Here is a 26,804-nt window from a genome sequence, read left to right as displayed (position 1 = left end):
CCATGAGCCGCATCGCGATCACCGGGTCCTCCGGTCTCATCGGCACCGCCCTCGTCGCCGCGCTCACGCAGCGCGGCGACGAGGTGGTGCGCCTCGTGCGCCGCGCCCCGCGTGCCGCCGACGAGGTGCGGTGGGACCCCGCGTCGCGCCACCTCGACCCCGCCGTGCTCGACGGGGTCGACGCGGTGGTCAACCTCGCCGGTGTGGGGGTCGGCGACAAGCGCTGGACGCCCGACTACAAGCGCGAGGTGCTCGCCTCGCGCACCGACTCCACGACCGCGGTGGCCTCGGCGGTCGCGTCCGCGGACCACGCCGTGCGCCTGGTCTCCGGGTCCGCGGTGGGGTTCTACGGGGACCGCGGCGAGGAGGAGCTCACCGAGGCCAGCCCTGTGGGCACCGGCTTCCTCAGCGACGTCACCGCAGCCTGGGAGGCGTGCACGCGGCCGGCCGTGGAGGCCGGCGCCTCGGTCGCGCTGATCCGCACCGGCATCGTCATGGCCCCGACGGCGGCGCGATGCAGCCGCTGCTGCGCCTGGGCCGGCTCGGCCTCGGCGGGCCGCTCGGGTCGGGGCGGCAGTTCATGCCCTGGATCACCCTGCCCGACGAGGTGGGGGCGATCCTCCACCTGCTCGACCACCCCGAGGTCACCGGGCCGGTCAACCTCTCGGCCCTCGACCCCGCGCGCCAGCGCGACGTGGCCTCGGCCCTGGGGCGCGCGCTCGGCCGACCCGCGGTGCTGCCGGCGCCGTCGCTCGCCCTGCGGGTCGTGCTCGGCGAGTTCGCCGGCGAGATCCTCGGCAGCCAGCGCATCGTCGGTGACGTGCTGCGCGACAGCGGCTACCGGTTCATCCACCCCACCCTCGACGAGGCGGCCCGCTGGCTCGTCGCCTGACCCACCACGTGCTCGTGCTCGCGGGCCAGGTGGTGCAGCCGCCGGAGCCGAGCCGACGCGGGGTGTCGCGGGCCGTGGCCGTCCCCGCGCTCACCGCGGCGAGGCGCTCGGCGCGGAAGAACCATCGCTTGACGACCTCGGCGGCGACGACGTAGCCGCCCGTCACCGCGGCGAGCGCCAGCACCAGCCCAAGGGACGGCCGCTCGAGCCCCAGCGCGGGGCGCAGTGCGGGCACAAAGGGCAGCGCGACCGTGATGGCGGCGACGAGGACCGAGGTGAGCACCAGGGGGGTGCCCGGGTGGCTCCGCCACGCCGGACGGCGGGTACGCAGGACGAAGAGCACCGCGAGCTCGGTGAGGGTCGAGCCGACGAACCAGCCGGTGCGGAAGAGCGTCGCGTCCGCGTCGAAGACGTGGAGCAGCAGCGCGAAGGTCAGCAGGTCGAACGCGGTGCTCAGCAGCCCGAACACGACCATGAAGTCGCGCACCTGGCGCAGGTCCCACCGGCGGGGTCGCTGCACCGCCTCGGCGTCGACGCGGTCGCCGGCCAGGGTCACGCTCGGTAGGTCGGAGAGGAAGTTGAGCAGGAGGATCTGCCGCGGGAGCAGCGGCAGGAAGGGCAGGAACGCCGAGGCGGCCGCCATGCTCGCGGTGTTGCCGAAGTTCGCGCTCACCGTCGTGTAGACGTACTTGAGCGTGTTGGTGAAGGTCTGCCGGCCCAGCCGCACCCCGCTGACGACGACGCCGAGGTCCTTCTCGAGCAGCACCATCGCGGCCGCGCTCTTGGCGACGTCGACGGCGGTGTCGACCGAGATGCCGACGTCCGCGAGGTGCAGCGAGCCGGCGTCGTTGATGCCGTCGCCCAGGTAGCCCACCACCGAGCCCCCGGCCCGGATCGCCTCGATGACGCGCTCCTTCTGCGACGGCGTCAGCTCGGCGAAGGCGTCGGCGGACGCGGCTCGTTCGCGCAGCTCGTGGTCGTCCATCGCCTCGACCTCGGTGCCGGCGAGGACGACGGGGTCCGGTGTGCCCGTCGACCTGGCCACCCGGGCCGCGACGAGCCGGTTGTCGCCGGTGAGCATGCACAGCCGCACCCCGAGGGCCCGCAGGTCGGCGAGGGTCCCCGCGAGTCCGTCCTTGGGTGGGTCCGCGAAGACGAGGAGCCCGAGCAGGGTCAGGTCCCGCTCGTCGTCGACGGTGACCGCGGTCCGCCCGGGCATCGGCCGCTCCGCGACGGCGAGGACACGCAGGCCCTGCTCCCCCAGCTGACGGACCTGCCGTTCGAGGTCGTCGCGGGCGTCGGCCAGGGGCAGTGACCCGCCGCCGGGGGCACGGACCGAGCCGCACACCCCGAGCACGTTCGTCCAGGCGCCCTTGGTGACGAGCAACCGGCTCCCGGGTCCGTCGACCAGCACCGACAGGCGTCGGCGCTCGAAGTCGAAGGGCACCTCGTCGAGGGCGTGCCACCCGCCGGGTGCCGGCACGGCGGCCAGCACCGCGTCGTCGAGCGGGTTGGCGAAGCCGGTCTGCAGGGCGGCGTTGAGGGCCGAGCGCCCGGCCACGAGGTCGCTGTGCCGTCCGTCGGGTCCGAGGGTGGCCGTCAGGGTCAGCACCCCCGTGGTGAGGGTGCCGGTCTTGTCGGTGCAGAGCACGTCCATGCTGCCGAGGTCCTCGATGGCGTCCAGCCGGCGCACGATGACCTTGGCCCGCGCCATCCGCCGCGCTCCGGTCGACAGGGACACGGCGATGATGGCCGGCAGCATCTGCGGCGTCACCCCGACGGCCAGGGCGAGGGAGAAGAGCACGGCATCCACCGGGGGGCGTCCGAGGGCCACGTTGACGACGAGGATGACCACCGTCAGCCCGGAGGTCACCCGGGCCAGCAGCAGACCCAGCCGGGTGCTGCCCTGCTCGAAGCCGGTCGGGGTGGCGTGCTCGGTCAGGCTCCTCGACATCCGACCCAGCTCGGTGCGCCCGCCGGTGACCACCGCCACGGCCTCGCCACGACCGCTGACCACGTGGCTGCCCTGCAGCAGCACGCTGTGCCGGTCCCCGAGCGGGGCGTCCACCGGTGCCGGGTCGGGGTGCTTGTGCCGTGGCGAGGACTCCCCCGTGAGGGCCGACTGGTCCACCTGCAGCGCCTCGGCCGCGAGGAGGCGGCAGTCGCAGGGCACGATGTCGCCGGCGCGCAGGACCACGACGTCGCCGGAGACGACGGCCGGCGGCGGCACCGAGACCACGCGTCCCGAGCGACGCACCTCGACGAGCACCCGGACCTGGTCGAGCAGCCGGGCCACGGTGACGGCGGCGCGGTGCTCCTGGCTGAAGCCCAGCAGCCCGCTGAGGAGCACGATGGCCGCGATGATCACGGCGTCCACACGGTCGCCGAGCACCAGCGAGAGGGCGGTGGCGACGAGCAGCACGAGGACGACCGGCTGGGCGAACTGTCGCAGCAGCTCGCGCGACGCGTCCCGCGCCCGGTGGGGGCCCGCGCGCGGGTCCGGAGCGGGGGTGCGGGTGACCGCTTCGGCATCGGTGAGACCGGCCGGGCTGCTGCGGACGGAGCCGAGGACCTCCTCGACCTCCTGCGACCAGTACGGCCGGCCGGCATCGGCCACGGGACGGGGCCGGGCCGCATCGCGCACCTGGCGGTGTCGCACCGTTCCGGACCACCTCCTCGAGGCGGGAGAGGCCCCCGAGCGTCAGCACTCGGGTCGCCCATCCAGTCTGCTCCTGCCGCGTCGGGGCACGGGTCGGCGCGTGGCTCACGCCACGGCCCGGATCTCCGCGACCCGCCAGCCGTCGGTCGTGAGGGCGAGGTCGACGAGCACGACCTCACCGGGGTCGGCCGGGTGGGCAGCCGCCGGCCCGGACCCGACGACGCGGTAGGCGCCCGTGCCGACCCGCGCCCGCAGCACCGCCGTCCGAGGGCCCGCCTCGAGCGTCGTCACGCCGTTGACGACGTACCGCAGCCCGACGTAGCGCAGGCCGCCGGCGCGCAGCTGCGCCACCGCCGCCCGGTCCCGGGACCACAGCGCTCCCTCGCGCACCTCGGCGCCGACGAGCTGGGCCGGGTCGGCCTCGCGGTAGGCGCTGGCCCGGGCGTCGGCGAGCACCTCGAGGAGGTGCGCTCCGCGGTCGACGGGGGCGCGCCGGTCGGCCCGGGGGTCCGCAGGGGTCGTGGGCACCCGGGCCGCGGAGGAGGTCGACGGCTCGGGGTGCGGCGGAGTGGCCGCCCGCGCCGGGCCGTCGCGCAGCGCGGTGGAGGCCAGGACACCGAGGAGCCCGAGCACCACCGCCATCACGACGGCGGCCAGCACCGGCCCCCGGCGGACCTGGCGGCCCCGTCGGACGCGACGACCGCCCCGCACGCGACGCACCAGCGCGCCCCACCGCGAGGCCACCCGGCCGCCCCACGTGCGCACCGTCGCCGCGCCGCGCCGCGCGACCCCCGGCCCCGACGACCCTGCCGCGGCGCGCGACCGGTGCCGCCCCGGGCCGGAGCCTGCGCACCCGACGCCTCGGCCCCCGGTGGACCCGGCGCCCGCCCCGCCGCCGCCCGCAGCCGGTAGGTGACCGCGCTGACGTCGTCGTCGCCGGCGACGAGGTGCAGCGGCTCGGGCTCGGCCGCCCCGAAGAACAGCCAGGCCAGCTCGTCGGCGCCGGGCCGCTCGTCGGCCCGGGGGTGCACGGCGGCCTCGACGGCGGCGACCAGCGCCTCGGACCCCGAACCGGCCCGGCACACCGACGCCAGGCCCGGCCGCAGCCCCGGCGCCCCGGGCACCTCGCCCGCGAGGCACAGCCAGCCCAGGGCCCCCAGCGCGTAGACGTCGGACGCGGGCGAGGGCTCGGCGCCCATGAGCACCTCGGGGGCGAGGTGGCCCGGCGTGCCCCAGACGGCTGCGGGCGCCTCCCCCAGCACCCGACCGACGCCGAGGTCGGCGAGCACCGGGCGGCCGTCGAGGTCGAGCAGCACGTTGCCGGGCGAGACGTCGCCGTGCACGACGCCCGCCGCGTGCAGCCGTCCGAGGGCGCCGGCCAGCGGGGCGAGCACGGTGACCACCTCGCCCGGGCCGAGGTGGCCGCGCGCCCGCACGAGGGCGGCGAGGCTGCCACCGCGCATCAGCGGCATGACGAGGGCGACCCGGCCGTCGGGCAGGGCCGTGCAGGCCAGCACGCCGAGCACGTGCTCGGCGGCCACGCGAGCCGCGACCGACGCCTCGCGCACCGCGGCCTCGGCCGCCTCGGCATCGGCCCCGGTGACCTTGACCGCCACCGGCCGCGACCCTTCGAGCAGCACGCCCTCCCAGACCTCGCCCCCACCGCCGCGGCCCAGCAGCGCGCCGAGCTCGACCCCGGGGACCTGCGGCGGGCTCGTCGTCTCCATGCCCCCACCGTGCCCCGGGCGACCGGAACGGCCGCGAGGTTTTCCACAGCCCCCTCGTAGGGTGACCGACGTGACGACCGACCAGCCGACCATCCTCGCCACCTCCGGGGCTACCGCCCGGCCCACCGCACCTGGCTGGAGTTCGACGCCCTCGTGCACCACGGGGTCGAGCTCTCCGGGGCCCACGGCCGCCGACCCCGGGTGACCGTCGTGGGGACGGCCTCCGGTGACCCGGAGTCCTTCTCGTTCCGCGCGCTCGAGGCGGGCCGGGTCGCCGGCTTCGACACGACCGTCCTGTCCCTGTTCCCGATGCCCAACCTCGACGACGTCGCCGGCCACCTGCTCGACCAGGACGTCGTGTGGGTCAACGGCGGCTCGGTGGCCAACCTGCTCGCGGTGTGGGACGTCCACGACCTGCGCCCGGCGTTTCGGGCCGCGTGGGAGGCCGGTGTGGTCCTCTCGGGTGTCTCGGCCGGGTCGATCTGCTGGTACGTCGGCGGCACCACCGACTCCTTCGGCCCGCAGCTGCGAGCGGTCACCAACGGCCTCGGCCTCCTGCCGTACGGCAACGGCGTCCACTACGACTCCGAGGAGCGCCGCCGCCCCCTCGTGCACCGCCTCGTCGCCGACGGCACCCTGCCCGAGACGCACTGCACCGACGACGGCGTCGGGCTCGTCTACCGCGGGGCCGAGCTCGTCGAGGCGGTGTCCGAGACCGACGGCAAGGGCGCCTACGTCGTGACGCGCGACGGCGACGGCGTCCGTGAGGAGCGGATAGAGCCCCGCCGGCTGCCCTCTCCCTGAACCGGATCGGGCTCAGCGCGCGGGAGTGACCACCTCGACGACCCGCCCCTCGCGGGCCGACACGCGCGCGGCGTCGATGACGGCCAGGGTGTGCACGGCGTCCCAGGGGTCGACGGGCATCGCGGCCTGCCGGTCCGGGGCGTCGAGCGCGGCCGCCACCGCGCGGTAGAGGTCGGCCTGCGAGACATCGACGGCCCGCGGTACGGCCTCGGGCCCGGCGCCCCGGTACAGCCAGCCGCAGTGGTCCTCGTCGAGGTCCGCCTGGCCCGACCACGGGTGCTCCTCCCCTCGAAGTCGGCGAGCACGTAGGCGCCCTCCCGTCCGAGCAGCCTGACGCGCGGCCCGGGTGCGGCCGCGACCGAGGTGGCGGACAGGTGCGAGACGACGCCCGAGGTGTGCGTCGCGAGGACGAACGCGTCGTCCTCGGCGACCGTCGTGCGGGAGGCGAGGGTGGCAGCCACCCGCTCGACCCGGCCGAACATCGTCACGGCCGCGTCGACGAGGTGGCTGTGCAGGTCGAGGAGCAGGCCACCGCCCTCGGCCGCCGGCGCGTTCTCGCGCCAGCGGTCCTTGGGCACCGGCCGCCATCGCTCCCAGCGCATCTCGAACCGGAACGGCTGCCCGACGAGCCCGGCGGCCACGACGCCGCGCAGCGTCACCGCCGACGGGTCGTACCGCCGGTTCTGGAAGACGGTGAGCGGGACCCCGACCGCCTCCGCGTGCCGGACCACCTCGGCGGCCGACGCGGAGTCGACGGCCAGCGGCTTGTCGACGACGCACGGCACCCCGGTGTCTAGGACCTGCCGCACCTGCGCCGCGTGCCCGCCGCTCGGCGTGGCGAGCACGACGAGGTCGAGGTCGTCGACGGCCAGGAGCTCGTCGAGGCCCGCCACCACCTCGACTCCGGGCAGGTCGGAACGTGCTGCGGCAGAGCGCTGGTCGTCGCGCGTCGACACCGCGACCACGTCGAGGCCGGCCTCGCGCATCCAGCGGGCGTGGATGTCGCGGCCAGCGAACCCGTACCCCGCGAGCCCGACCCGCGTCACGCGGGCCGACCTGCGTCACCGGGTTCCTCGGCGGGTGGGTGCACGCCGGCGGCGTGGTGCCCGGGCCCGGAGCCGCCGCCGTCCGCCACCAGTCGGCTGGGCCACCAGACCCGCCGGCCGAGGTCGTGCGCCACCGCGGGGACGAGCAGCGAGCGGACGACGAAGGTGTCGAGCAGCACGCCGAACCCGACGATGAAGGCGATCTGCACGAGGAACTGGATGGGAAGCACGGCCAGCGCCGAGAAGGTCGAGGCGAGGACGATGCCCGCGCTCGTGATCACCCCTCCCGTGACGGCCAGCCCGACGAGCACGCCCGTCCGTGTCCCGCGCACCAGCGACTCCTCGCGCACCCTCGTCATGAGGAAGATCGAGTAGTCGATGCCCAGCGCCACGAGGAACACGAAGCCGTACAACGGGATCGCCGGGTCGCCGCCGTTGAACCCCAGCACGTGGTCGAACACGAGGGCCGAGATGCCGATGGTCGCCGCGAACGAGACGACGTTGGCCGCCACGAGCACGAGGGGTGCCAGCAGCGAGCGCAGCAGCAGGGAGAGCACGACGAAGATGACGACGAGGATGGTCGGCACGATGACCTTGAGGTCGCGCGAGCTGGCGTCGAGGACGTCGAGGTTGGTCGCCGCGCTGCCGCCGACCAGCGCGTCGGTGCTCACGTCGTCGAGGGCGCTGCGGAGCCGCTCGACCGTGTGCTCGGCCCCTGCGCTGTCGGCGGCGTCCTTCGTCGTCGCCTGCACGAGGACGGTGCCGTCGACGACCTTCGGGGTACCGAGGGCTGACCGGGCTGCGGGGGCACCAGCCCGAGGTAGGCACTCTCGATCCCCCGGTCGGCCTCGACCACCGCGAGGGCGGCGGCGCCGTCGGCCTCCGGGACGACGACCTGCAGCGGCTGGGCCGCGCCGGCGGCGAAGTGCTCCTCGATGACCTTCTGCGCGGTGATCGAGTCGACGTCGGTGAGGAAGGTCTCGTCGATGGACGCGCCGTCGGCCTTGAACGACGGGACGAACGCGGCAGCGGCCAGCAGGCCGACGAGGGTGAGCGCCCAGACGCGCCGCGGGTGCGTCCCGACGAGGTTCGCGACCCGCCCCCAGATGCCTTGGGTCGTGCCGACGACGTCCTCGGCGTGGCGGTGGTCGATCTTCGGGGCGAACGGCCAGAACACCTTGCGCCCGAACAGGAGCAGCACGGCGGGCAGGAAGGTCAGCGAGGCCAGCAGGGCCCCGGCGATGCCCAGCGCGCCGACCGGCCCCAGCCCGGACGTGCTCTGCAGGTCGGCGAGCAGCAGGCACAGCAGCCCGAGGATGACCGTCGCCGCCGAGGCGCCGACCGGCTCGACCGCGCCGCGCCAGGCCCGCTTGAGGGCGACCCACGAGCTCGGCTCGTCGTGCAGTGCCTCGCGGAACCGGCTGACGAGCAGCAGCGCGTAGTCGGTGGCGGCGCCGACGACGAGGATGAAGAGGATGCCCTGGCTCTGGCCGGACAGCGTGATGACGTCGTTCTTCGCCAGCTGGTAGACCACGAGCGAGGCGGCGGACAGCCCGAACACCGCGCTGAGCAGGACGGCGAACGGCAGGATCGGGCTGCGGTAGACGATGAGCAGGATGACGAGCACGACGACGAGGGCGACGAGCAGGAGGATGCCGTCGATCCCCGCGAAGGCCGCGGAGAAGTCGGCGATGAGCCCGCCGGGCCCACCGACCCACGCCTCCAGCCCGGCGGGCACCAGGGTCTCGTCCACGGCCGCGCGCAGGGCGTCGGCGCCCTCGGCGAGCGGCGTGGTGTCCCCGCGGCCGCGGTGCCCTTGGTCCCGTCGAGCGGCACCGAGAGCAGGATCGCCCGCCCGTCCTGCGACGGGATGGGGGTCACCTCGGCGCCCGCGACGAGGTAGTCGCCGAGGGTCCTCCCCGCGCCGAGGGCGGGCAGGGCGAGCCCCGGGACGTCCTTCGCGAAGGTGGTGGCCGCGGCGAGGTCGGCGGCGGCGAGGGCGCCCCCGCCCTTCTTCTGGACGACGACGAGGTAGGGCAGCTCGGTGCTGTCGCTGAAGGTGGCGACGGCGTTCGCGACGAGGGTCGACTCGGCCTGCGCGGGCAGGAAGGTCGAGTTGTCGTTGGACTGGACGCCGGAGAGCTTCCCCTGCGCGGCACCGCCCACCGCCCCGACGACCAGCCAGAGCAGGAGCACGACGACGGCGCCGAGGATGACCCGTGGCGGGCGGCGCGCGGCATCCGGCGTGGAGGACTCGGGCTCGACGGCCGGCTCGCTCATGCGCCCCACCCTATTGAGGCGCCGACCGGGCCCGCACCACCCTCGACAGCAGCGGGGCTACCGTGGGTCCATGCGCTTCGTCCACCTCGGCTTCGCCCCCGACCTCGTCGACTACGAGGCCGGCTGGGCCACCCAGCGCGAGGTCCACGCCCAGGTCGTCGACGGCACCCTCGACGACACGACCCTCCTGCTCGAGCACGCGGCCGTCTACACCGCCGGCAAGCGCACCGAGCCGCACGAGCGCCCCGTGGACGGCACCCCCGTCATCGACGTCGACCGCGGCGGCAAGATCACCTGGCACGGCCTCGGCCAGCTCGTCGGCTACCCGATCGTCCGGCTGCGCGAGGTGCCCATCGACGTCGTCGCCCACGTGCGCCGGCTCGAGGAGGTGATGATCCGCACCTGCGCCGACTTCGGCGTCGAGGTGGTGCGGGTCGAGGGCCGCAGCGGCGTCTGGGTGCTCGCCGACGAGCGCGGTCCCGACCGCAAGCTCGGCGCCATCGGGGTGCGCGTCAGCCGGCGCGTGACGATGCACGGCTTCGCCCTCAACTGCGACGCCGACCTCGGCTGGGCCGACGCGATCATCCCCTGCGGCATCGCCGACGCCGGGGTCTCCTCGCTGACCCGCGAGGCCGATCGGGCCATCTCGGTGCAGGACGTGCTGCCCTACGCCGAGAAGCACCTCGCCGACGTCCTCGGCTGAGGTCGGCGCCCGAGGTCCGCACCGGCGCGCCACCGTTCGCTCCGGCCGACGCCTCCCCACTCGTTAGGGTGGCCGACATGGACCAGGACACCACGACGCTGCGTTCGCGAGTGAAGAGGGTTGCAGGACACCGCCTCAGCCGCGACGTGGTCAGGCTGGGGTACGGGATCGCACGAAGCGCGGTCGACTCCCTGCGTGCTCGGCGGCCGACCACCACCCGTTGGTCCCCGCGAGAGCAGCGCTGGCACTACCACTGGCCGGAGGGTCGCGTCGCCGACCCCGGACGCTGGAAAGACGCCCAGGGCTGGGCGACGCAAGGCTTCTACTACGGCATGGAGGACCTGCTCTGGAGCGACTACCGCCCCGGACCGGGCGATGTCGTCCTGGACATCGGGGCCGGACACGGCGGCGAGACGCTCTACCTCGCCGACATGGTGGGTCCCACGGGGCGGGTCCTGTCCGTGGAGGCCGCGGGGACGCCGTACGCATCGCTCGCGGACCTGGTCGCGCGCAACGGATGGACCCACGTCGAGCCGATCCGTCTGGCCGTGGGCGCCGAGGCCGGGACGGCGCGCATCTCGGACGACACCCACTGGGTCGCCGGGAACGTCTTCGGCGAGCGGGGTGAGGCCGTGGCGATGGACACCATCGACGCCCTGTGCGCCGAGCGCGGGATCGAGCACGTCGACTGGGTCAAGATGAACATCGAAGGTGCCGAGCGGGACGCCCTGCGCGGCATGGAGTCCATGGCCGCGCGAGTGCACCACCTGACGATCTCCTGCCACGACTTCCTCGGCACCGACTGGGGGCGCTCCCTCGAGTTCGTCACCTCCTGGCTCGCGGACCATGGGTTCACGGTCCGCCGCCGCGAGGTCGGGGACTTCGTCCAGCAGTGCTACCTCTACGCCTCCCGCGACGGCGGGTGACGACCGAGGTCGGGGGCTGTCGGCGGCGGAGCGTACGCTGGAACGCGTGACTGTCGCACCCGAGGGACGCCGCCTGCTGCGGGTCGAGGCGCGCAACGCCGAGACCCCCATCGAGCGCAAGCCGGAGTGGATCCGCACCACCGCGAAGATGGGGCCGGAGTACACCAAGATCCACTCGATGGTGAAGGGGCAGGGCCTGCACACCGTGTGCCAGGAGGCCGGCTGCCCGAACATCTTCGAGTGCTGGGAGGACCGCGAGGCGACCTTCCTCATCGGTGGCGACACCTGCACCCGCCGCTGCGACTTCTGCGACATCGCCACCGGCCGCCCGCAGCCGCTCGACCTCGACGAGCCGCGCAAGGTCGCCGAGTCGGTGCGCACGATGGGCCTGCGCTACGCCACGGTCACGGGTGTGGCCCGCGACGACCGCCCGGACGGCGCCGCCGGCCTGTACGCCGAGACCATCCGCCAGATCCACGCGCTCAACCCGAACACCGGCGTCGAGATCCTGCCCCCGACTTCGGCGCCCGCCCCGAGCTCGTCTCCCAGGTCTTCGACGCCCGCCCCGAGGTCTTCGCCCACAACCTCGAGACCGTGCCGCGCATCTTCAAGCGCATCCGCCCGGCGTTCACCTACGACAAGTCCCTCCGGGTCCTGTCGATGGCGCGCGAGGCCGGGCTGGTCACCAAGTCCAACCTCATCCTCGGCATGGGCGAGGAGGACCACGAGGTCGACGAGGCCATCCGCGACCTCCACGAGGCCGGCTGCGACATCCTCACCATCACCCAGTACCTGCGGCCCTCGCCGATGCACCACCCCATCGACCGGTGGGTCAAGCCCGAGGAGTTCGTCCACTGGTCCGAGGTCGCCACCGACCTCGGCTTCAAGGGGGTCATGGCCGGCCCGCTCGTGCGCTCCTCCTACCGCGCCGGACGCCTCTGGGCGACCGCGATGCGCCGGTGGGGCCGCGAGGTCCCCGCCCACCTGGCCCACCTCGCCGAGGCCGCGAACGACCCCGCCCGCCAGGAGGCGGCGTCGTTGGTCGCCCGGGCACAGCGCCCCGTATCCTGAGGGACGCGCCCGCGCGTCCGCGGGTGTCGCAGATTCCGACGAGGAGCACCTCCCCCGTGTCCGACGCACCCGAGAAGAAGCCCGGCCGCATCGCCGAGATCCGGCAGGCCTACCGCGCCATCAAGTCGCTCGACCCGAAGCTCGGGTGGTGGATGCTCGGGGCCGCGCTGCTCGTCGCCGCGATCATCATCGGCATCGGCGCGGCCTTCGGCGGGGGCTGGTTCGTCTACTCGATCATCATCTCGATCCCGGCGGCCTTCCTCGCCGCGGTCATCGTCATGAACCGGCGCGGCAACACTGCCATGTACAAGGCCCTCGACGGCCAGGTCGGTGCGGCCGGCGCCGCGCTCACCGGCATCGGCCGGCGCGGCTGGTACGCCACCCAGGAGCCGGTGGCGCTCGAGGGCGCCCGCGGCACCCGGGCCCAGGACATGGCCGGCGCGGCGATGGTCTTCCGCGCGCTCGGCCGCCCCGGCGTCGTGCTCATCGGTGAGGGCCCGCCCGCTCGCGTCACCAAGCTCCTCAAGCAGGAGGAGAAGAAGGTCGCGCGGGTCGCCCCCGGTGTCCCGATCCACCTGTGGACCGCCGGCGACGGCGCGGACCAGGTCCCCGTCAAGAAGCTCTCCGGCAAGCTGACCCGGATGCGCCCGGTGCTCACCAAGGCCGAGGTCTCCGTCGTCAACAAGCGGCTGAAGTCGCTCGGCGGCCTCAAGCCGCCGGTGCCCAAGGGCGTCGACCCCACGAAGGCGCGGATGGACCGCCGCGCGATGCGCGGGAAGTAGGCCTCAGGCCGCAGCGGGCGGTTCGCCGCCTGGTCGGACGATGCGCGTGCCCGCGGCCAGGTCGTGCAGGCCGCGCCCCCCGGCCGTGACGACCGCCGGCAGCACGAGGGCGGCCAGGGCGGAGCGCACGAGCACCTGCAGCGGGAAGACGCCCGGCCGCACCTGCCACACCTGCAGGCCCGTCAGCCGGTGCCCGACCGTCGAGCCGGTGAGCGACACGAGCACGACGTTGAGCACGAAGAAGACGCAGAGCACCGCCCACGAGCTCTCGGGGATGCCGAGCAGCAGGTCGGGCTGCTCCCCGGCTGCGCGAGGTCGTAGGGCAGCAGCAGGAACGTCACCAGCGCGCTGAGCACCCAGTCGACGACGAAGCCCCCGAAGCGGCGCAGCAGCGTGGCCTCGCCGGCGGTGGGGGTCGCGGTCTCGGACGGGCTCGTGGGCACCGGCCCAGCCTAGGCGGCGCCTCCCCCGGCCTCGGCACCCGGAGAAACCGGTGTGGGCGCACCGGTTTCGTCGGGGTGGACCCGCGGGGCCGACCGGCGTCTCAGCATGGTCCACCACTCGGGCGCCTCGTCCCACCCATTGATACGGTGGCTGGCGTTACGTCGGCGAAACATCCGGGTCACGGTCGGGAAACCGCTCCTCCCTACAGTCGTCGCGAAGCCCCAGGGCCGGCTCCGCCCAAGGCCCCTTGTCCCGAACCAGGAGGTTCACTTCGTGTCCAGCTCCGCTGACAACGGTTTCACGCAGCTCAACTCGCCGCAGGAGGTGCTCGACTTCATCGAGTCCGAGGGCGTCAAGTTCGTCGACGTCCGCTTCTGCGACCTGCCCGGGGTCATGCAGCACTTCAACGTCCCGGCGCAGACGGTCGACATCGACTTCTTCACCAACGGTCAGATGTTCGACGGCTCGTCGATCCGTGGCTTCCAGGCCATCCACGAGTCCGACATGAAGCTCGTGCCCGACCCCACCAGCGCCTACCTCGACCCGTTCCGTGCCGAGAAGACGCTCATCATGAACTTCAGCATCGTCGACCCGTTCACGGGTGAGCCCTACAGCCGCGACCCGCGCAACATCGCGGCCAAGGCCGAGGCCTACCTCGAGTCCACGGGCATCGCCGACACCGCCTACTTCGGTGCCGAGGCCGAGTTCTACGTCTTCGACGACGTGCGCTTCGAGACCAAGGCCAACGCGAGCTACTACTACATCGACTCCGTCGAGGCCGCGTGGAACACCGGCCGCGTCGAGGACGGCGGCAACCGCGGCTACAAGACCCGGTACAAGGGCGGGTACTTCCCCGTGCCCCCGGTCGACCACTTCGCCGACACCCGCGACAAGATCTGCCTCAACCTCAACAAGGTCGGCCTCGAGGTCGAGCGCAGCCACCACGAGGTCGGCACCGCGGGCCAGCAGGAGATCAACTACCGCTTCAACACCTTGCTGCAGTCCGGCGACGACATGATGAAGTTCAAGTACGTCGTCAAGAACACGGTGTGGGAGGGCGGCAAGACCGCCACGTTCATGCCGAAGCCGATCTTCGGCGACAACGGCTCGGGCATGCACACCCACCAGTCGCTCTGGAAGAACGGCGAGCCGCTGTTCTACGACGAGCGCGGCTACGGCGGCCTGTCCGACCTCGCCCGCTGGTACATCGGGGGCCTGCTCAAGCACGCCCCGGCGCTGCTGGCCTTCACGAACCCGACGGTCAACAGCTACCACCGGCTCGTCCCGGGCTACGAGGCGCCCGTCAACCTCGTGTACTCGGCCCGCAACCGCTCCGCCTGCGTGCGCATCCCGATCGCCGGCGACAGCCCGAAGGCCAAGCGCATCGAGTTCCGCATCCCCGACCCGTCCTCCAACCCCTACCTGTGCTTCGCCGCTCAGCTGATGGCGGGCCTGGACGGCATCAAGAACCGGATCGAGCCCCCGGAGCCGGTGGACAAGGACCTCTACGAGCTGCCGCCGGAGGAGCACGAGGCCATCGCGCAGGTCCCCGGCTCGCTGCCGGCCGTCCTCGACGCGCTCGAGGCCGACCACGAGTTCCTCCTCGAGGGCGACGTCTTCACCGAGGACCTCATCGCCACCTGGATCGAGTGGAAGCGCAAGAACGAGGTCGACCCGATCCGCTTCCGCCCGCACCCGCACGAGTTCGAGATGTACTTCGACATCTGAGCCACCGCACGACGAGACGCCCCCGCCGGAAGCATCCGGCGGGGGCGTCTCGGTGTCCTGGCCCGGACTGCCGGTCGGTCAGCCGGGGCGTCCGGTGAACGTGATGCCGGTGACGAACCGGGCGCCGGTGGCGTAGGGGTTCTCGTGCTCGTCCCCGTGCTCGTCGGCCCAACGCTCCTCGGGCGTGCGCTTGTCGCGGATGCGGTGCACGACCGCGAAGAACACCAGCGCGACGCCGGTCAGGGCGCCCACCGAGAACAGGACCCAGAGGATGACGGCGAAGACGTTCACCGTCGACCGCCGAAGGTGATGCCGGCGACGAACTGCGCGGCCGTGCGGTACGGGTTCTCGTCCTCGCCGTGCTCGTCGGCCCAGCGCTCGTCCGGCGTCCGCTTGTCACGCACCGCTCGGACGACGGCGTAGACCAGCCCGGCGACCGCGGCCAGCACCCCCACGACGAAGACCGTTCCCAACACGATGGCGAGGAAGACACTCATCGTCCCACCTCCTCGGTGACACCCCCAGCGTAGTCCCCCGAGCCTCGTCGGACAGGATCCACGGGCCCCCACGAGCAGCGGTCAGCGCGGGCGGACGGTCAGGCTCTGGGCCAGCGTCCCCAGCGGCCCGGCGGCGTCGTGGAGGACGCTGCTCGTCAGGCCGATCCCGTTGTCCCCGAAGGTCTGCGAGGCATCGACCCCGAGCCACTCCCCTTCCGGCGTGCGGAGCAGGTGAGCCGTCAGGTCGACGTTCGGGAAGTGCACGAGGGCCGGGTCGGCGCGCACCGTCATCCCGTTGGCGATGTCGAGCAGGCCGGCGAACCGGGCGGTCGCCGAGACCGGTTCGTCGTCGACGAGCGGGATGCGGGTGCGCGCCCAGAAGCAGCCGCGGCCCGGTTCCTCGAGGTGTCGCCGCAGCTCGACCGAGCCGATGAACCCCCGGGCCAGGTGTCGCTCGGCGACCAGGCCGGGAGCTCGTCCGGACCCGGCAGGCGGGCCAGGCCCGTGCCGGCCACGGCGGAGGAGTCCCGGGTCTGGAGCAGCCACGCGCGCAGCACCGCGACGGTGCGCCCGGCGTGCGTCATCGTCGCCTCGACGAGCTCGATGGTGCGCCCGGCCCGCAGGACGGTCACGGCGGTGTCGACCTCGGCCACGGGCACCGTGCCGAGGATGTCGTAGGACAGCCGACTGGCGACGAGGGCGTCGTCCCGGCGGGCTGCGACGTCGCGCTCGACGACGTGGGCCAGCAGGCCGATCGCCGGCGCGATGTGCTGCTCGTCCTCGCGCCAGGCGCCGCTCGTGTGCTCGGTCGCGCGGAAGCGCGTCTCGCCGAGCCGCTCGAAGTAGGGCACGGTCATCCTCTCGGTCGGGGGGCTCCTCAGGACCCTACGACGCCGGGGTGGGAGGCCGGGTCACCCCCAGACCGGCTTGCATTGCGTCGGGAACACGATGCAAACTTGAGTCGTTGCCACTCATGCAACAGCACGACTGGCGGACCCGTCCGCCCCGCACCACGGAGGACCACACCATGGCCACGACCTTCGACCCCTTCCGCGACCTCGACCGCATGCTCTCGGCGGGCTTCCGCTCACCGGCGGCGACGGCGATGCCGATGGACCTGTACCGCACCGGGGAGACCTTCGTCGCGAAGGTTGACCTGCCCGGCGTCGACCCGTCGAGCATCGACGTCGACGTCGAGGACCGCACCCTGACCATCCGCGCCGAGCGGAGCGAGGGCGCGTCCACCGATGTGCAGTGGCTCTCGCACGAGCGCCCCAGCGGCACCTTCGCCCGCCAGCTCACCCTCGGGTACGGGGTGGCCCCCGACCGGATCGAGGCCGACTACGCCGACGGCGTCCTCACCCTGACCATCCCGGTCGCCGAGGAGGCCAGGCCGCGCAAGATCTCGATCAACCACGCCGGCGGGCACCACGTCATCGCCGGCGAGGCGAACCGCGCAGAGGACGCGCCCGTCCCCGCCTGAGCCGCTCTCCCCGACGCCGCCCACCACCCGGTGGGCGGCGTCGGCCGTCCCGGTGGGATACCCGGGTGCGACCCCCGGACGACGTCGCCTACGGTGGCCGGGACCCGGACCCGCCCGACCCCTGGAGCACCGTGCGCCGCCTCGTCTACTACGTCGCCACGTCACTCGACGGCTACATCGCCCAGGACGACGGTGGCTTCGCCGCCTTCCCCAACGACCCGGCCACCCTCACCGCGCTCTTCGCCGAGTACCCGGAGACCTGCCCGGCCCACGTCCGCGGGGCCCTCGGGTCGACGCGCCGCCGCGCCACTTCGACACCGTCGTCATGGGCCGGGCCACCCACCAGCCGGCGATCGACGCCGGCCTGAGCAGCGCCTACCCCCACCTGCGCCAGTACGTCGTCACGCACCGTGACGACCTTCCCGCCGACCCCACCGTCACCGTCGTCCACGACGACCCGGTGGCGCTCGTGCGTGACCTCAAGGGCGAGGACGGCCTCGACGTCTGGCTCTGCGGCGGTGGGCACCTCGCCGCCCAGCTCGCCGACGAGGTCGACGAGCTGCACCTCAAGGTCAACCCCGTGGCGCTCGGCAGCGGCATCCCGCTGTTCCGCGGGCTCGACGCGCCGCGGCAGTGGACCCCGGGCGCGGTCACGCCGCTGCCCGGAGGCGTTCTGCTGCAACGCTGGACGCGCGCCTGACGCTCGGTCAGAACCCGCCGAAGTCGCCGCCTCCGCCGAAGTCGCCGCCCCCGAAGTCCCAGCCACCTCCGGTGTCGGCGCCGCCCGCGTCCCATCCACCGGTGTCGGCGGAGCCGGCGTCGGCAGACCCGGTGTCGGCGGCGGCGTCACCCCCGGCGACGTCCTGGCCCTCCGGGCTGCCGTCGAAGCCGTCGAGGAGCGAGTCGGCGACCACCGAGCCGATGACGACGCCCGCGACCGTGCCGAGCATCGAACCCATGAGCATCCCGCCCGCACCCCCGGCGAACGTGCCGCGCGAGAACGTGGTCTGGAGCGTGCCGGGCTGGCGCATCTCCGCGCGGGTCGCGGCCCGGGCCAGGTCGGCCGCTTCCGCGCTGGTGGGCTGCTCCCCCGCCGGTGCCGAGCGCCCCAGCTCGTCGAGCAGCTGCCGGCGCTGGTCCGGCGTCAGCCGCGCGAAGGCCTCGGCGTGCATCGCCTCGAGCTGCTCGGGCGGCGCGGTGCGCAGGAGGTACCGGTAGCGAGCCACGGCCCGCTCGTCCTCGGTGGCTCCGGGACGCGGCGGCGCCGGCGTCCCGCCGCCTTGGGCCCCTCCCGTGCCGCCCGTCCATCCGCCGGTCGGTGCCCCGTGGCGCTGCTGCTCGCTCGGCACCCGGCCGAGGATGCGGTCGAGAAGTCCCATCGTCGTTCCCTCCGTCGCGGCGGACCCTGCGGGCCGCTCGCCGGGGCAACGCCCGGCCGGCCGGCGGAGGTTCCCCGGGCGGTCGTCGGGGCCGTGCGTCGATGCGCCATGATCGGCCCATGAGCAACGCCCGCGCCGAGACCATCGCCTCCCTCGTCGACGCCGGCCGGCACGTCGTCGAGCGCGGCCTCGTGCAGGCCAGCGGCGGCAACCTTTCGGCCCGCGTCCCCGGCACCGACCGGTTCGTCGTCACGGCCACCGGCACGTGGCTCGACCGGCTCACCCCGGAGGACTTCACCGAGCTGACCCCCGACGGCGAGCGGGTCGACGGGGCCGAGCGGCCGTCGGTGGAGTGGAAGCTGCACCAGCGCACCTACGCCGTGCGCCCGGACGTCGCGGCGATCGTGCACCTGCACCCGCAGCACGTGCTGCTCGTCGACCTGCTCGGTGCACCCATCCGGTTCACGACGCTGGACCACCAGTACTACCTCGGCAGCGCCGGCCGCGTGCCCTTCATCCCCTCGGGCAGCACCGAGCTCGCCGACGCCGCGGCCGAGGCGGCCCGCGACCACGACGCCGTCGTCCTGGCCCACCACGGCTGCTCGGCCCTCGGCGACACCGTGTCGATGGCCCTGCGCCGGGCGCTCAACCTCGAGGAGGCGGCGACGATGACCTACCGCCTGCTCGTCGCCGGCGACACGACCGCCGACTTCCCGCCGGAGTGGCGCGGCCGGATCATCGACGTCTGACCGAACCGCGCGCCCGACACCGTCAACGGGCGAGGAAGAGGCTGACCAGCGCCAGCAGCCACGAGACGAAGGACCCGACGAGGAAGTACTCGGTGACCTCGTCGATGCCCGCGCCGTCGACCGACTCGCGGTCCGAGCGCTTGCTCTGCAGCTCGGGGAAGCGGATGAGGCCCTTGGCGGCGATGACCAGCCCGGCCGCGGTGAGCTGCCCCGCGAGCCCGAGTCCGATGATGACGACGCGCTCCATCGGCCCGAGCAAGCGCCCACCGCGCAGCTGCTCGGCCGGCTCGTCGCCGGGGTCGCTCGTGCGGTCGACGGGGCGCAGGGCGCCGACGCTGACGAGCACGAGCCGGACGACGACGTTGCCGGTGGCGAGGTTGGCCAGGAGCAGACCGGCGACGAGCAGCACCTGACCGGGACCGACCCCCGCCAGTGGTGCGGGCAGGTCGGCCCAGACCAGCCAGCGCCCGAGCAGGCCACCCGGGCGGGAGGCCCAGCCGGAGAGCGCGACGAGCCAGACGGCACCGGCCCCGAGGGAGGCCAGTGCCGCGACGTGCCCGGTGCCGGTGAGCAGGGCCTGCGCGGACCAGCGGACCCAGAGCAGCAGGGCGAGCGCCGCACCGAGCCCGACGACGAGGTCGGTGGGCCCGAGCAGCCCGCCGAGCGCACCGAGGCCGGCCATCGCGACGAGCCCCACCCACACGGCCGAGCGGGCGACCTGCGGCCGGGCACTGGAGCGGACGAGGTCGCAGAGGCCGACCCCGACGAGCCACACCCCGAGCCAGGTCACGGCAGGGCCCGCAGCAGCTCGTGGGCGGCGAGCACGACGCCGACGCCGTCGGCGCGCACCCGCTGGGAGACGGCGGACGCGCTGACACCCTCGCGCTCGGCGAGCTGGGCCTGGGTGGTGTCGGGGTGCATGAGTCCTTCCAGCAGTCGCAGCGACCGGTCCGAGAGGGAGCCAACCAGATGGTCCCGACAGAGCAGGGCGGCGTTGACCGCGCCGACCGTGGCGTCCTCGCCCTCCGCGCGGTACCCGGTGCGGAGGGTGCGGGTCGGCGAGCGCTCGGCGGTGGCCTCGACGTGCTCGACAGCCGCGCGCGCGGCCCACCAGGCCGAGCCGTCCTCGATGCCCCGTTCGGCGTCGAGGACCGTGACCGACCCCCGGCCCACGCCGATGCGCACGTCGACGTCCGGGAGCAGCGCCAGCCGGACCCGCAGGGCGGCGTCGAGTGCGGCGCCGAGGGTGCGGTAGCCGCCCTGGAACTCGTCGCCGACCGTGATCCGCAGGCCGCGCACCGACGGCACGACCGCCTCGGTGGCGGCGAGCGCGGCGACGACCGCGTCGTGGACCGCCCGGCGGTCGGTGGACACGCGCGAGGCGACGATGTCCCCGATGAGGACACACAGTGAAGCATCCGGCTTCATCTCATCCATCTGAAGATCATACCTTCATTTGGCGTCGATGAAGCAGAAGGCTTCAGGACTGGCGGTCGAGGTCCCCCGGTCCGACCCCGGCGGCGGGCTCGACGACGCCCCGCTCGGTGGTGACCGCCGTGACGAGGCGGGCCGGGGTCACGTCGAAGGCGGGGTTGAAGCCCGGGCTCGAGACCGGCGCGGTGCGCCGGCCCGCGAGCTCGGTGACCTCCTCGCCGGGCCGCTCCTCGATCTCGATGCCCGTGCCGTCCGGCAGCGACAGGTCGACCGTGGACCACGGGGCGGCGACGAGCAGCGGGATCCGCGCCTCGCGGCAGGCCAGGGCGACCCCGAGCGTGCCGACCTTGTTCGCGACGTCCCCGTTCGCGGCGATCCGGTCCGCGCCGACGACCGCGCAGTCGACGAGACCGCGCAGGATGGTCGAGGCCGCCGCGCTGTCGACCTGCACGACGTGCGGGATGCCCTCCTCGACGAGCTCGTAGGCGGTCAGCCGCGACCCCTGGAGCAGCGGACGGGTCTCGTCGACGTGGACGAGCTCGACGGCGCCGCGGGCGTGCAGCTCGCGGACCACGCCGAGCGCCGTCCCCCAGGCCGACGTCGCGAGGACGCCGGCGTTGCAGTGGGTCAGCACCCGCAGCCGCTCCCGGCCGACCCGCGCCAGCAGCCAGTCGGCGCCCAGCCGGGACAGCTCGCGGTTGGCCGCCTCGTCGTCGGCCGCGACCTGCCGGGCGGCGGCCAGCACCGCGTCGCGGCCCCGGTCCATCAGCGGACGGACCTGGTCGACGCCCCACGCGAGGTTGACGGCGGTCGGGCGGGCGTGGCGCACGCGGTCGACCTCGGCGTCGAGGCGCGCGGCGTCCCAGCCCTCGCGCTCGGCCTGGTCCATCGCGACGACGACGCCCAGGGCACCGGCGACCCCGAGGGCCGGGGCGCCACGCACCGCGAGGGAGACGATGGCGTCGACGAGGGCGTCGACGGTGCGCACGTCGAGGTGCTCGGTGCGGTCCGGGAGGACCGTCTGGTCGAGGAGGCGGAGGGCGCCGTGGCCGTCGGCGGCCGCGTCGTCCCACTCGAGGGCGAGGAGGCTCATGGTGGCCACCCTAGGCCGCGACCCGTCGGGCACGATTCCCCGACACGGGAGCCCGGGTCGCTAGCGTGCGCCCATGACGCCCGACCGACCCCACCGCCCCGGCCGCCCCCGCCGTCCCCGCACACTGCTCGGCTCCTGCCTCGTCATCACCGCCCTGCTCGCCGCGCCACTCGGTGCCGGCACCGCCGCGGCCTCGGTGCCCACCGGTGGCGGGCACGGCCACGGCCACCCGTCCCCCGGGGTCCTCGTCCCGATCGGTGGCGGCTACGAGACCGACACCCTCGAGGCCTTCGCACGCAGCGCCGCCGCGCACGCCTCGGGTCCGACCGTCGACCTCGTCGTCGTGCCGGCGGCCTACGGCGACGCCCCCGAGGACCGGGCCGAGAACCTCGAGCTGGCCGGCGAGCGCGCCGAGCAGCTGCGCGCCGCGTGCGAGGACGCCGTCCCTGCGCGCTTCACCGGGTGCACCGCCCGGCTCGACGTCCTCCTCGACCGCGCCGACGCCCTCGACCCGGCGAACGACGCCGCCCTGGCCGACCCCGCCACCGACGGCGTCTACGTCCTCGGCGGCGACCAGGGCCTGGCGATGCAGGTGCTCGCCGACAGCCCGGCCGAGAAGGCGATGTCGGCCGCCTCCGCGCGCGGTGTGGTCGTCGGCGGCACGAGCGCCGGCGCCGCCGTCGAGTCGCGCTCGATGATCAACGGCTACGTCGGCGACCTCGGCCCGGCCGAGGGCCTGCGCCGGGGCTCGACCCTCATGTGGTGGGGCGACGACTCCGACCTCGAGCGCGGCCTGGCCTTCGGCTCCACCCGGGCGATCTACGACCAGCACTTCCACCAGCGCGGGCGGCTCGGGCGCACCCTGTCGACCCTCGCCACGGCCGACGAGCACTTCCGCGGCCGCAGCCCGGTCGGCGTCGGCGTCGACTACGGCACCGGCGTGCGCGCCACCGGCGACCGCACCCTCTCCGGGGTCTTCGGGCAGGGCTCGGTGTCGGTCGTCGACCTCGAGACGATGTGCTCGACCCACGCGTGGGGCGGTGCGCTGCAGACGCTCTCGGCCCGCCGGGTCCTCACGCACCTGATGACCGAGGACCAGACCTACGACCTGCGCACGCGTACCCTGACCCGCGGCCACGCCACCATCGCCCCGCCGCGCGGGACGCCGTGGCGGGTGCCCCACGTTCCCGGGAAGGGCACCCTCGTCCTCGGCGGCGGCGTGCTCGGCTCCCCGGTGCTCGACGACGTCGTCGCCCGTGCCCGGGCCGTCGACGCCTCCACCCGCGGCCGGCTCGTGGTCCTCGGCCTCGGTGACGGCGCCGCCACGCTCGGCGCCGAGTACGCGGACGCCGCCCGCGCGGCCGGCTGGACCGGCAGCGTGCGCGTCGTCACCGGGGACGCGGTGCGCGAGGACGCCCTGCGCGGTGCCACCGCCGCGTTCGTCGTCGGCGACGACCCGGCCTCCCTCGGACCGGCGCTCGCCGACCGCCGGGTGCGCGCGGCGGTCACGACCGCCGTGCGACGCACCCCCGTGGTCCTCACCGACGGCGCGGTCACCGGCGTCGTCGGCGAGCGCTGGTCGCCGGTCGTCCGCCCGTCCGACGACGACCTCGAGGACGCCGGCATCGCGGCCTTCCGGGCCGACGACGCCCGGTGGCAGCGGGGTCTCGGCCTGGTCGACGCGACCCTCGTGCCGCACCTCGCCTCGGACAACCGGTGGGGCCGGCTCTACGGCTCGGTCGCCGTCGACCGCCGCACGCCGGCCATCGGCGTGCTCGACCACTCGGCCGTCGTCCTGACCTCCCGGGGCGCCTCGACGCTGGGCGAGTCGGTCGTCGTCGCCGACGGTGACGAGGCCCGCACCTGGACCTCCGCCAACGGCTCGATCGGGGCGGCGAACGTCCTGCTCGACGTCTTCGCCGACGGTGAGCGCCTCCGCCGCTGAGGCGTGACATCCGTCCTTGCGGACGCGCCCCGACGGTGGGACGGTCGGGGTGAGGGTGGTTCTCCTCCCTCGCCCCGACCAGCACCGGAAGGACGGATGAGGACGATGAGCCAGCCCCGTGTCGTCGTGGGGGTCGACGGGTCACCCCTGTCACGCGCCGCCGTGGTCCAGGCCGCGCACTTCGCGAGCACCCGTGGGATGACCCTGCACGTGCTGCACGCCTTCGCCCCCGACCTGCCGATGCTCGGGTTCGGCGAGCTCGCCGACCGGGCGCAGGTCACCCGCCACGGCGAGCAGCTGCTGCGTGACGCCGTCGCCTCGGCCCACGCCGCACACCCCGACCTCACGGTGACGAGCGCGCTGCACGACGGCTACGCGAGCCGTTCGCTCATCGCCTCGTCGCAGACCGCCGCGCTCGTCGTCGTCGGGGTCGCCGGCTTCGGCCTGCTGAGCCGCACCAGCCTCGGTGCCGTCGCGATGCAGGTGCTCACGCACGCGCACAGCCCCGTGCTCGTCGTCGGGCACACGACGTCCGGGGCGCCGGAGCCGGGCGGACGGGTCGTCGTCGGTGTCGACGGTTCCGCGGCCTCCCTGGCCGCGCTGCGCACCGGCGTGCGCGAGGCCACGGTCCTCGGGGGGTCGGTCGACGCCGTGCACGCGTGGGAGCCCACCGGTGCCGCCGACCCGACGCTCGGCAGCGCGTCGAGCTGGGAGGAGTACGTCGCCGGCGTCGAGCGCGTCGTCGACGAGGCGGTCGCGGGCCTGCGACCCGAGCACCCCGACGTCGCGGTCGCGGTCCACGTCGTGCGGGACAACCCGCTGCACGCGCTCACCGAGGCGAGCGAGGGGGCCGGGCTCGTCGTCGTCGGCAGCCGCGGCACCGGCGGGTTCGAGGGGCTGCACGTCGGGGCCACGGCCCTGCGCCTCGTCGGGCGCAGTGCCTGCCCCGTCCTCGTCACCCGGTGACGGCGGCCCCGTCGAGGCGCTCGGTGGCGCCCAGCTGGTCGAGGACGAAGGCCCACTCCCAGGCCAGCTGCTCCCACGCGGCGTAGCGTCCGCTGCGCCCGCCGTGGCCGGCCGACATCTCGGTGCGCAGCAGCACCGGACGGGTCGCCGGGTCGTTGGTCACCGTCTCGCGCAGCCGGGCGACCCACTTCGCGGGCTCGGTGACGTAGACGCGCGTGTCGTGCAGGCTGCTCGAGGCGAGCACCGCGGGGTACTCGACCGCCCGGACGTTCTCGTACGGCGTGTAGGCCCGCATCGCCGCGTACACCGCGGCGTCCTCGATCGGGTTGCCCCACTCCTCCCACTCCCCCACGGTGAGGGGCAGCTCGGGCTGGAGGATGGTGTTGAGCGCGTCGACGAACGGCACGGCCGCGTGTGCGACCCGGAACCGCCCGGGTGCGAGGTTGAGCACCGCGCCGACGAGCAGACCTCCGGCCGAGCCTCCCTCGAGGCCCAACCGGTCCGGAGCCACCCATCCCGAGGAGACGAGGTGGTCGGCAGCGGAGACGGTGTCGGAGAACGTGTTCGGCTTCGCGAGGAGCTTGCCGTCGTCGTACCACCGACGTCCCATCTCACCGCCGCCGCGCACGTGGGCGACGGCGACGACCACCCCACGGTCGAGCAGGCCGAGCCGGGCGACGGAGAAGTACGGGTCGGAGGAGATCTCGTAGGCGCCGTACGCGACGAGCAGCCCCGGGTTGGTGCCGTCGGGTTCGACCCCGCGCCGGCGCACGACCGACACCGGGACCGAGGCACCGTCGGCCGCCTCGACCCACTCGCGGGACTCGACGTAGTCGGCCGCGTCGAAGCCGCCGAGCACGGGCTGGCGCTTCAGCTCGGTGCGGCCTCCCGTGGCCAGGTCGACGTCGAGCACCGTGCGCGGGGTGGTCCACGACTCGACGACCACCTGCACGGCCGTCTGGTCCGGTTCCGGGTTGTCCCCCAAGCCGATCGAGTGCACCGGCTGGTCGACCGACACGTCCCAGGGCGTGCCGTGACCCGACACCGACGAGACGTCACGGGGCAGCACCCGCAGGGCGGTCAGGCCCCCGGTGCGCAGTGACAGCACGGTCGCGGCGTCGAAGGCGTCGACACCGACGAACCGCTCGCCGTCCCCCGAGGCCAGCAGCGGCACCCACTGCTCGTGGCTCGTCGCCTCGAGCGGGGCCCAGGCGAGGTCGGAGTCCGGGGTGTCGGTGTTGTGCACGACGAGCAGCCGGTCGCCCGCCGGCTCGACGTCGTACTCGATGCCGTCGCGGCGCGGGGCGACGACGCGCCACTCCCCCTCCGGGTCGTCCGAGGGCAGCATCCACACCTCGGAGGTCGTCTTGGACCCGAGGCCGAGCAGCAGCCAGCGCTCGTCCCGGCTGCCGCTGACGCCCATCCAGAAGCGCTCGTCGTCCTCCTGGTGCACGAGGACGTCCTGCGCCGGGTCGCCGCCGACTCGGTGCCGCCACAGCTGGTGCGGGCGCCACGCGTCGTCGACGCGGGTGTAGAAGACGAACGAGCCGTCGCGGCTCAGCTCGCAGCCGTAGCCGATGCCGGTGAGCGAGGTGTCGAGGACCTCGCCGGTCGCGATGTCGCGCACCGTGAGGTCGAAGCGCTCGTCACCCGCGGTGTCGACCGCGAAGGCGACGAGCCGGTGGTCGGCGCTGACGGTCAGTGCCCCGAGCGAGAAGAACTCCGAGTCCCCCGCCTCGACGTTGCCGTCGAGCACCACCTGCTCCCCCGGTGCCGCCGCAGCCTCCGGGTCGGGGCGCGGGTCGCCGACGGCACGGGGCACCCGCACGTGCGAGGCGTACTGCTTCCCCTCGGCCGTGCGGCTGAGGTACCACCACGGGCCGCTCGCGACGGGCACCGACAGGTCGTCCTCCTTGACCCGCGCCTTGATCTCGCCGAAGAGCGTCGTGCGCAGGGCGGCCAGGTGCTCGGTGCGGGCCTCGGAGTAGGCGTTCTCGGCCTCGAGGTGGGCCAGCAGCTCCGGGTCCTCGAGGTCCCGCATCCACCAGTAGGGGTCCTCCACCCGCTCGCCGTGCTGCTCGCGCACGTGCGGGCGCCGGGGCGCGGTGGGTGGGGTCGGGAGGCTCGGGCTCGGCATGCCGCCAGCCTATGCGGGCCGGACGCGACGAGGGCCGCCCCCGGCTGGGGGACGGCCTC

General features: G+C 74.3%; 27 protein-coding genes and 4 pseudogenes. 14 read left to right on the top strand and 17 right to left on the bottom strand.

What is annotated here, in order from left to right; genetic code table 11:
- Positions 1-2: 2 nt before the first annotated feature.
- Both G7075_RS22480 and G7075_RS22475 read left to right on the top strand, forming a co-directional pair.
- Positions 3-335 (top strand): annotated as a pseudogene (locus G7075_RS22480) (NAD-dependent epimerase/dehydratase family protein); the annotation flags it as partial.
- 179 nt (positions 336-514) lie between these two features.
- Positions 515-892, top strand: a complete 378-nt coding sequence (locus tag G7075_RS22475) for a DUF1731 domain-containing protein (RefSeq protein WP_371814185.1) — start codon at positions 515-517, stop codon at positions 890-892.
- On the opposite strand, the gene mgtA is transcribed toward G7075_RS22475, so the two are convergent.
- The 3 genes from mgtA to G7075_RS05110 form a co-directional block, all read right to left on the bottom strand.
- Positions 846-3,551, bottom strand: a complete 2,706-nt coding sequence (gene mgtA / locus G7075_RS05120) for a magnesium-translocating P-type ATPase (protein ID WP_205860623.1) — start codon at positions 3,549-3,551, stop codon at positions 846-848. The two genes, G7075_RS22475 and mgtA, sit on opposite strands and share 47 nt — an antisense overlap.
- 105 nt (positions 3,552-3,656) lie before the next feature.
- Positions 3,657-4,211, bottom strand: a complete 555-nt coding sequence (locus G7075_RS05115) for a hypothetical protein (protein WP_166119531.1) — start codon at positions 4,209-4,211, stop codon at positions 3,657-3,659.
- Entirely contained in the window at positions 4,193-5,278 is a 1,086-nt protein-coding gene (locus G7075_RS05110) for a protein kinase (protein ID WP_166119526.1), read from the bottom strand. The genes G7075_RS05115 and G7075_RS05110 overlap by 19 nt, the downstream gene beginning before the upstream one ends.
- Positions 5,279-5,348: 70 nt before the next feature.
- Here G7075_RS05110 and G7075_RS05105 point away from each other — a divergent pair.
- Positions 5,349-6,082 (top strand): annotated as a pseudogene (locus tag G7075_RS05105) (Type 1 glutamine amidotransferase-like domain-containing protein).
- Here the strand turns inward: G7075_RS05105 and G7075_RS05100 are convergent.
- From G7075_RS05100 to G7075_RS20825, 3 genes are read right to left on the bottom strand one after another with little or no spacing between them, the layout of a single operon-like run.
- The gene (locus G7075_RS05100) at positions 6,010-7,128 is read right to left on the bottom strand and encodes a Gfo/Idh/MocA family oxidoreductase (RefSeq protein ID WP_371814184.1); all 1,119 of its coding nucleotides are present in this window, start codon (positions 7,126-7,128) and stop codon (positions 6,010-6,012) included. The pseudogene G7075_RS05105 and the gene G7075_RS05100 sit on opposite strands and share 73 nt — an antisense overlap.
- Positions 7,125-7,880 carry an MMPL family transporter gene (locus tag G7075_RS20830; RefSeq protein ID WP_240917899.1) on the bottom strand — a complete coding sequence of 252 codons (756 nt, stop codon included), beginning with the start codon at positions 7,878-7,880 and terminating at the stop codon, positions 7,125-7,127. Before G7075_RS20830 ends, G7075_RS05100 begins: the two co-directional genes overlap by 4 nt.
- Positions 7,796-8,881 (bottom strand): MMPL family transporter, encoded by a 1,086-nt coding sequence (locus G7075_RS20825; protein ID WP_240917898.1) that lies wholly within the window; start codon positions 8,879-8,881, stop codon positions 7,796-7,798. Before G7075_RS20825 ends, G7075_RS20830 begins: the two co-directional genes overlap by 85 nt.
- A 597-nt stretch (positions 8,882-9,478) precedes the next feature.
- On the opposite strand from G7075_RS20825, the gene lipB reads away from it, so the two are divergent.
- The 4 genes and pseudogenes from lipB to G7075_RS05075 all read left to right on the top strand — a co-directional run bounded on the left by lipB (position 9,479) and on the right by G7075_RS05075 (position 12,890).
- Positions 9,479-10,111 carry a lipoyl(octanoyl) transferase LipB gene (gene lipB / locus G7075_RS05090; protein WP_166119523.1) on the top strand — a complete coding sequence of 211 codons (633 nt, stop codon included), beginning with the start codon at positions 9,479-9,481 and terminating at the stop codon, positions 10,109-10,111.
- A 77-nt stretch (positions 10,112-10,188) separates the two neighbouring features.
- Positions 10,189-11,037 carry an FkbM family methyltransferase gene (locus G7075_RS05085; RefSeq protein ID WP_166119521.1) on the top strand — a complete coding sequence of 283 codons (849 nt, stop codon included), beginning with the start codon at positions 10,189-10,191 and terminating at the stop codon, positions 11,035-11,037.
- Positions 11,038-11,083: 46 nt separating this feature from the next.
- Positions 11,084-12,108: pseudogene (gene lipA, locus G7075_RS05080) on the top strand (lipoyl synthase).
- Between the two features lie 56 nt (positions 12,109-12,164).
- Complete coding sequence (locus G7075_RS05075) at positions 12,165-12,890, top strand: DUF4191 domain-containing protein (RefSeq protein ID WP_166119518.1); 726 nt, start codon at positions 12,165-12,167, stop codon at positions 12,888-12,890.
- A gap of 3 nt (positions 12,891-12,893) precedes the next feature.
- On the opposite strand, the gene G7075_RS05070 is transcribed toward G7075_RS05075, so the two are convergent.
- Complete coding sequence (locus tag G7075_RS05070) at positions 12,894-13,109, bottom strand: hypothetical protein (RefSeq protein ID WP_166119515.1); 216 nt, start codon at positions 13,107-13,109, stop codon at positions 12,894-12,896.
- Positions 13,073-13,333 (bottom strand): hypothetical protein, encoded by a 261-nt coding sequence (locus tag G7075_RS05065; RefSeq protein WP_166119513.1) that lies wholly within the window; start codon positions 13,331-13,333, stop codon positions 13,073-13,075. Before G7075_RS05065 ends, G7075_RS05070 begins: the two co-directional genes overlap by 37 nt.
- 274 nt (positions 13,334-13,607) lie before the next feature.
- Between G7075_RS05065 and glnA the strand changes: the two genes are divergently transcribed.
- On the top strand, positions 13,608-15,062 hold the full coding sequence (glnA, locus tag G7075_RS05060; protein ID WP_166119511.1) for a type I glutamate--ammonia ligase: 1,455 nt from the start codon (positions 13,608-13,610) through the stop codon (positions 15,060-15,062).
- A gap of 78 nt (positions 15,063-15,140) precedes the next feature.
- Here glnA and G7075_RS05055 read toward each other — a convergent pair whose 3' ends face one another.
- The 4 genes and pseudogenes from G7075_RS05055 to G7075_RS22465 all read right to left on the bottom strand — a co-directional run.
- Complete coding sequence (locus tag G7075_RS05055) at positions 15,141-15,353, bottom strand: hypothetical protein (RefSeq protein ID WP_166119508.1); 213 nt, start codon at positions 15,351-15,353, stop codon at positions 15,141-15,143.
- Complete coding sequence (locus G7075_RS05050) at positions 15,350-15,559, bottom strand: hypothetical protein (RefSeq protein ID WP_166119505.1); 210 nt, start codon at positions 15,557-15,559, stop codon at positions 15,350-15,352. The genes G7075_RS05055 and G7075_RS05050 overlap by 4 nt, the downstream gene beginning before the upstream one ends.
- Positions 15,560-15,640: 81 nt before the next feature.
- Entirely contained in the window at positions 15,641-16,105 is a 465-nt protein-coding gene (locus G7075_RS22470; protein WP_371814181.1) for a hypothetical protein, read from the bottom strand.
- 53 nt (positions 16,106-16,158) lie between these two features.
- Positions 16,159-16,416, bottom strand: a pseudogene (locus G7075_RS22465) (acyl-CoA thioesterase domain-containing protein); the annotation flags it as partial.
- 170 nt (positions 16,417-16,586) lie between these two features.
- On the opposite strand from G7075_RS22465, the gene G7075_RS05040 reads away from it, so the two are divergent.
- The 3 genes from G7075_RS05040 to G7075_RS05035 all read left to right on the top strand — a co-directional run bounded on the left by G7075_RS05040 (position 16,587) and on the right by G7075_RS05035 (position 17,742).
- Positions 16,587-17,042, top strand: a complete 456-nt coding sequence (locus tag G7075_RS05040; RefSeq protein WP_166119503.1) for an Hsp20/alpha crystallin family protein — start codon at positions 16,587-16,589, stop codon at positions 17,040-17,042.
- Positions 17,043-17,107: 65 nt separating this feature from the next.
- Positions 17,108-17,410, top strand: a complete 303-nt coding sequence (locus tag G7075_RS20820) for a hypothetical protein (RefSeq protein ID WP_240917897.1) — start codon at positions 17,108-17,110, stop codon at positions 17,408-17,410.
- On the top strand, positions 17,368-17,742 hold the full coding sequence (locus G7075_RS05035) for a dihydrofolate reductase family protein (protein ID WP_240917896.1): 375 nt from the start codon (positions 17,368-17,370) through the stop codon (positions 17,740-17,742). Before G7075_RS20820 ends, G7075_RS05035 begins: the two co-directional genes overlap by 43 nt.
- 7 nt (positions 17,743-17,749) lie before the next feature.
- Here G7075_RS05035 and G7075_RS05030 read toward each other — a convergent pair whose 3' ends face one another.
- Positions 17,750-18,421, bottom strand: a complete 672-nt coding sequence (locus tag G7075_RS05030; RefSeq protein WP_166119500.1) for a hypothetical protein — start codon at positions 18,419-18,421, stop codon at positions 17,750-17,752.
- Positions 18,422-18,540: 119 nt separating this feature from the next.
- Between G7075_RS05030 and G7075_RS05025 the strand changes: the two genes are divergently transcribed.
- Positions 18,541-19,170, top strand: coding sequence for a class II aldolase/adducin family protein (locus tag G7075_RS05025; RefSeq protein ID WP_166119497.1), 630 nt, complete (start codon positions 18,541-18,543; stop codon positions 19,168-19,170).
- Between the two features lie 22 nt (positions 19,171-19,192).
- On the opposite strand, the gene G7075_RS05020 is transcribed toward G7075_RS05025, so the two are convergent.
- Genes G7075_RS05020 through mtnA form a run of 3 tightly spaced genes read right to left on the bottom strand, consistent with a single transcriptional unit; the run spans position 19,193 to position 21,697 of the window.
- Entirely contained in the window at positions 19,193-19,960 is a 768-nt protein-coding gene (locus G7075_RS05020) for a hypothetical protein (protein WP_166119494.1), read from the bottom strand.
- Positions 19,957-20,607: a SatD family protein gene (locus tag G7075_RS05015; protein ID WP_166119492.1), complete on the bottom strand. Its 651-nt coding sequence runs from the start codon at positions 20,605-20,607 to the stop codon at positions 19,957-19,959. The genes G7075_RS05020 and G7075_RS05015 overlap by 4 nt, the downstream gene beginning before the upstream one ends.
- A 43-nt stretch (positions 20,608-20,650) precedes the next feature.
- Complete coding sequence (gene mtnA, locus G7075_RS05010) at positions 20,651-21,697, bottom strand: S-methyl-5-thioribose-1-phosphate isomerase (RefSeq protein ID WP_166119489.1); 1,047 nt, start codon at positions 21,695-21,697, stop codon at positions 20,651-20,653.
- 73 nt (positions 21,698-21,770) lie between these two features.
- Between mtnA and G7075_RS05005 the strand changes: the two genes are divergently transcribed.
- Both G7075_RS05005 and G7075_RS05000 read left to right on the top strand, forming a co-directional pair.
- Positions 21,771-23,642 (top strand): Type 1 glutamine amidotransferase-like domain-containing protein, encoded by a 1,872-nt coding sequence (locus G7075_RS05005; protein ID WP_166119487.1) that lies wholly within the window; start codon positions 21,771-21,773, stop codon positions 23,640-23,642.
- Positions 23,643-23,747: 105 nt separating this feature from the next.
- Positions 23,748-24,608, top strand: coding sequence for a universal stress protein (locus G7075_RS05000; RefSeq protein WP_166119485.1), 861 nt, complete (start codon positions 23,748-23,750; stop codon positions 24,606-24,608).
- Here the strand turns inward: G7075_RS05000 and G7075_RS04995 are convergent.
- Positions 24,598-26,745 carry a S9 family peptidase gene (locus tag G7075_RS04995; RefSeq protein WP_166119482.1) on the bottom strand — a complete coding sequence of 716 codons (2,148 nt, stop codon included), beginning with the start codon at positions 26,743-26,745 and terminating at the stop codon, positions 24,598-24,600. The genes G7075_RS05000 and G7075_RS04995 overlap by 11 nt on opposite strands.
- Positions 26,746-26,804: the final 59 nt, after the last annotated feature.

The sequence above is a fragment of the Phycicoccus sp. HDW14 genome, assembly GCF_011383005.1.
Lineage (GTDB): Bacteria > Actinomycetota > Actinomycetes > Actinomycetales > Dermatophilaceae > Phycicoccus.
This window is presented reverse-complemented; position numbering and strand designations above follow the sequence as displayed.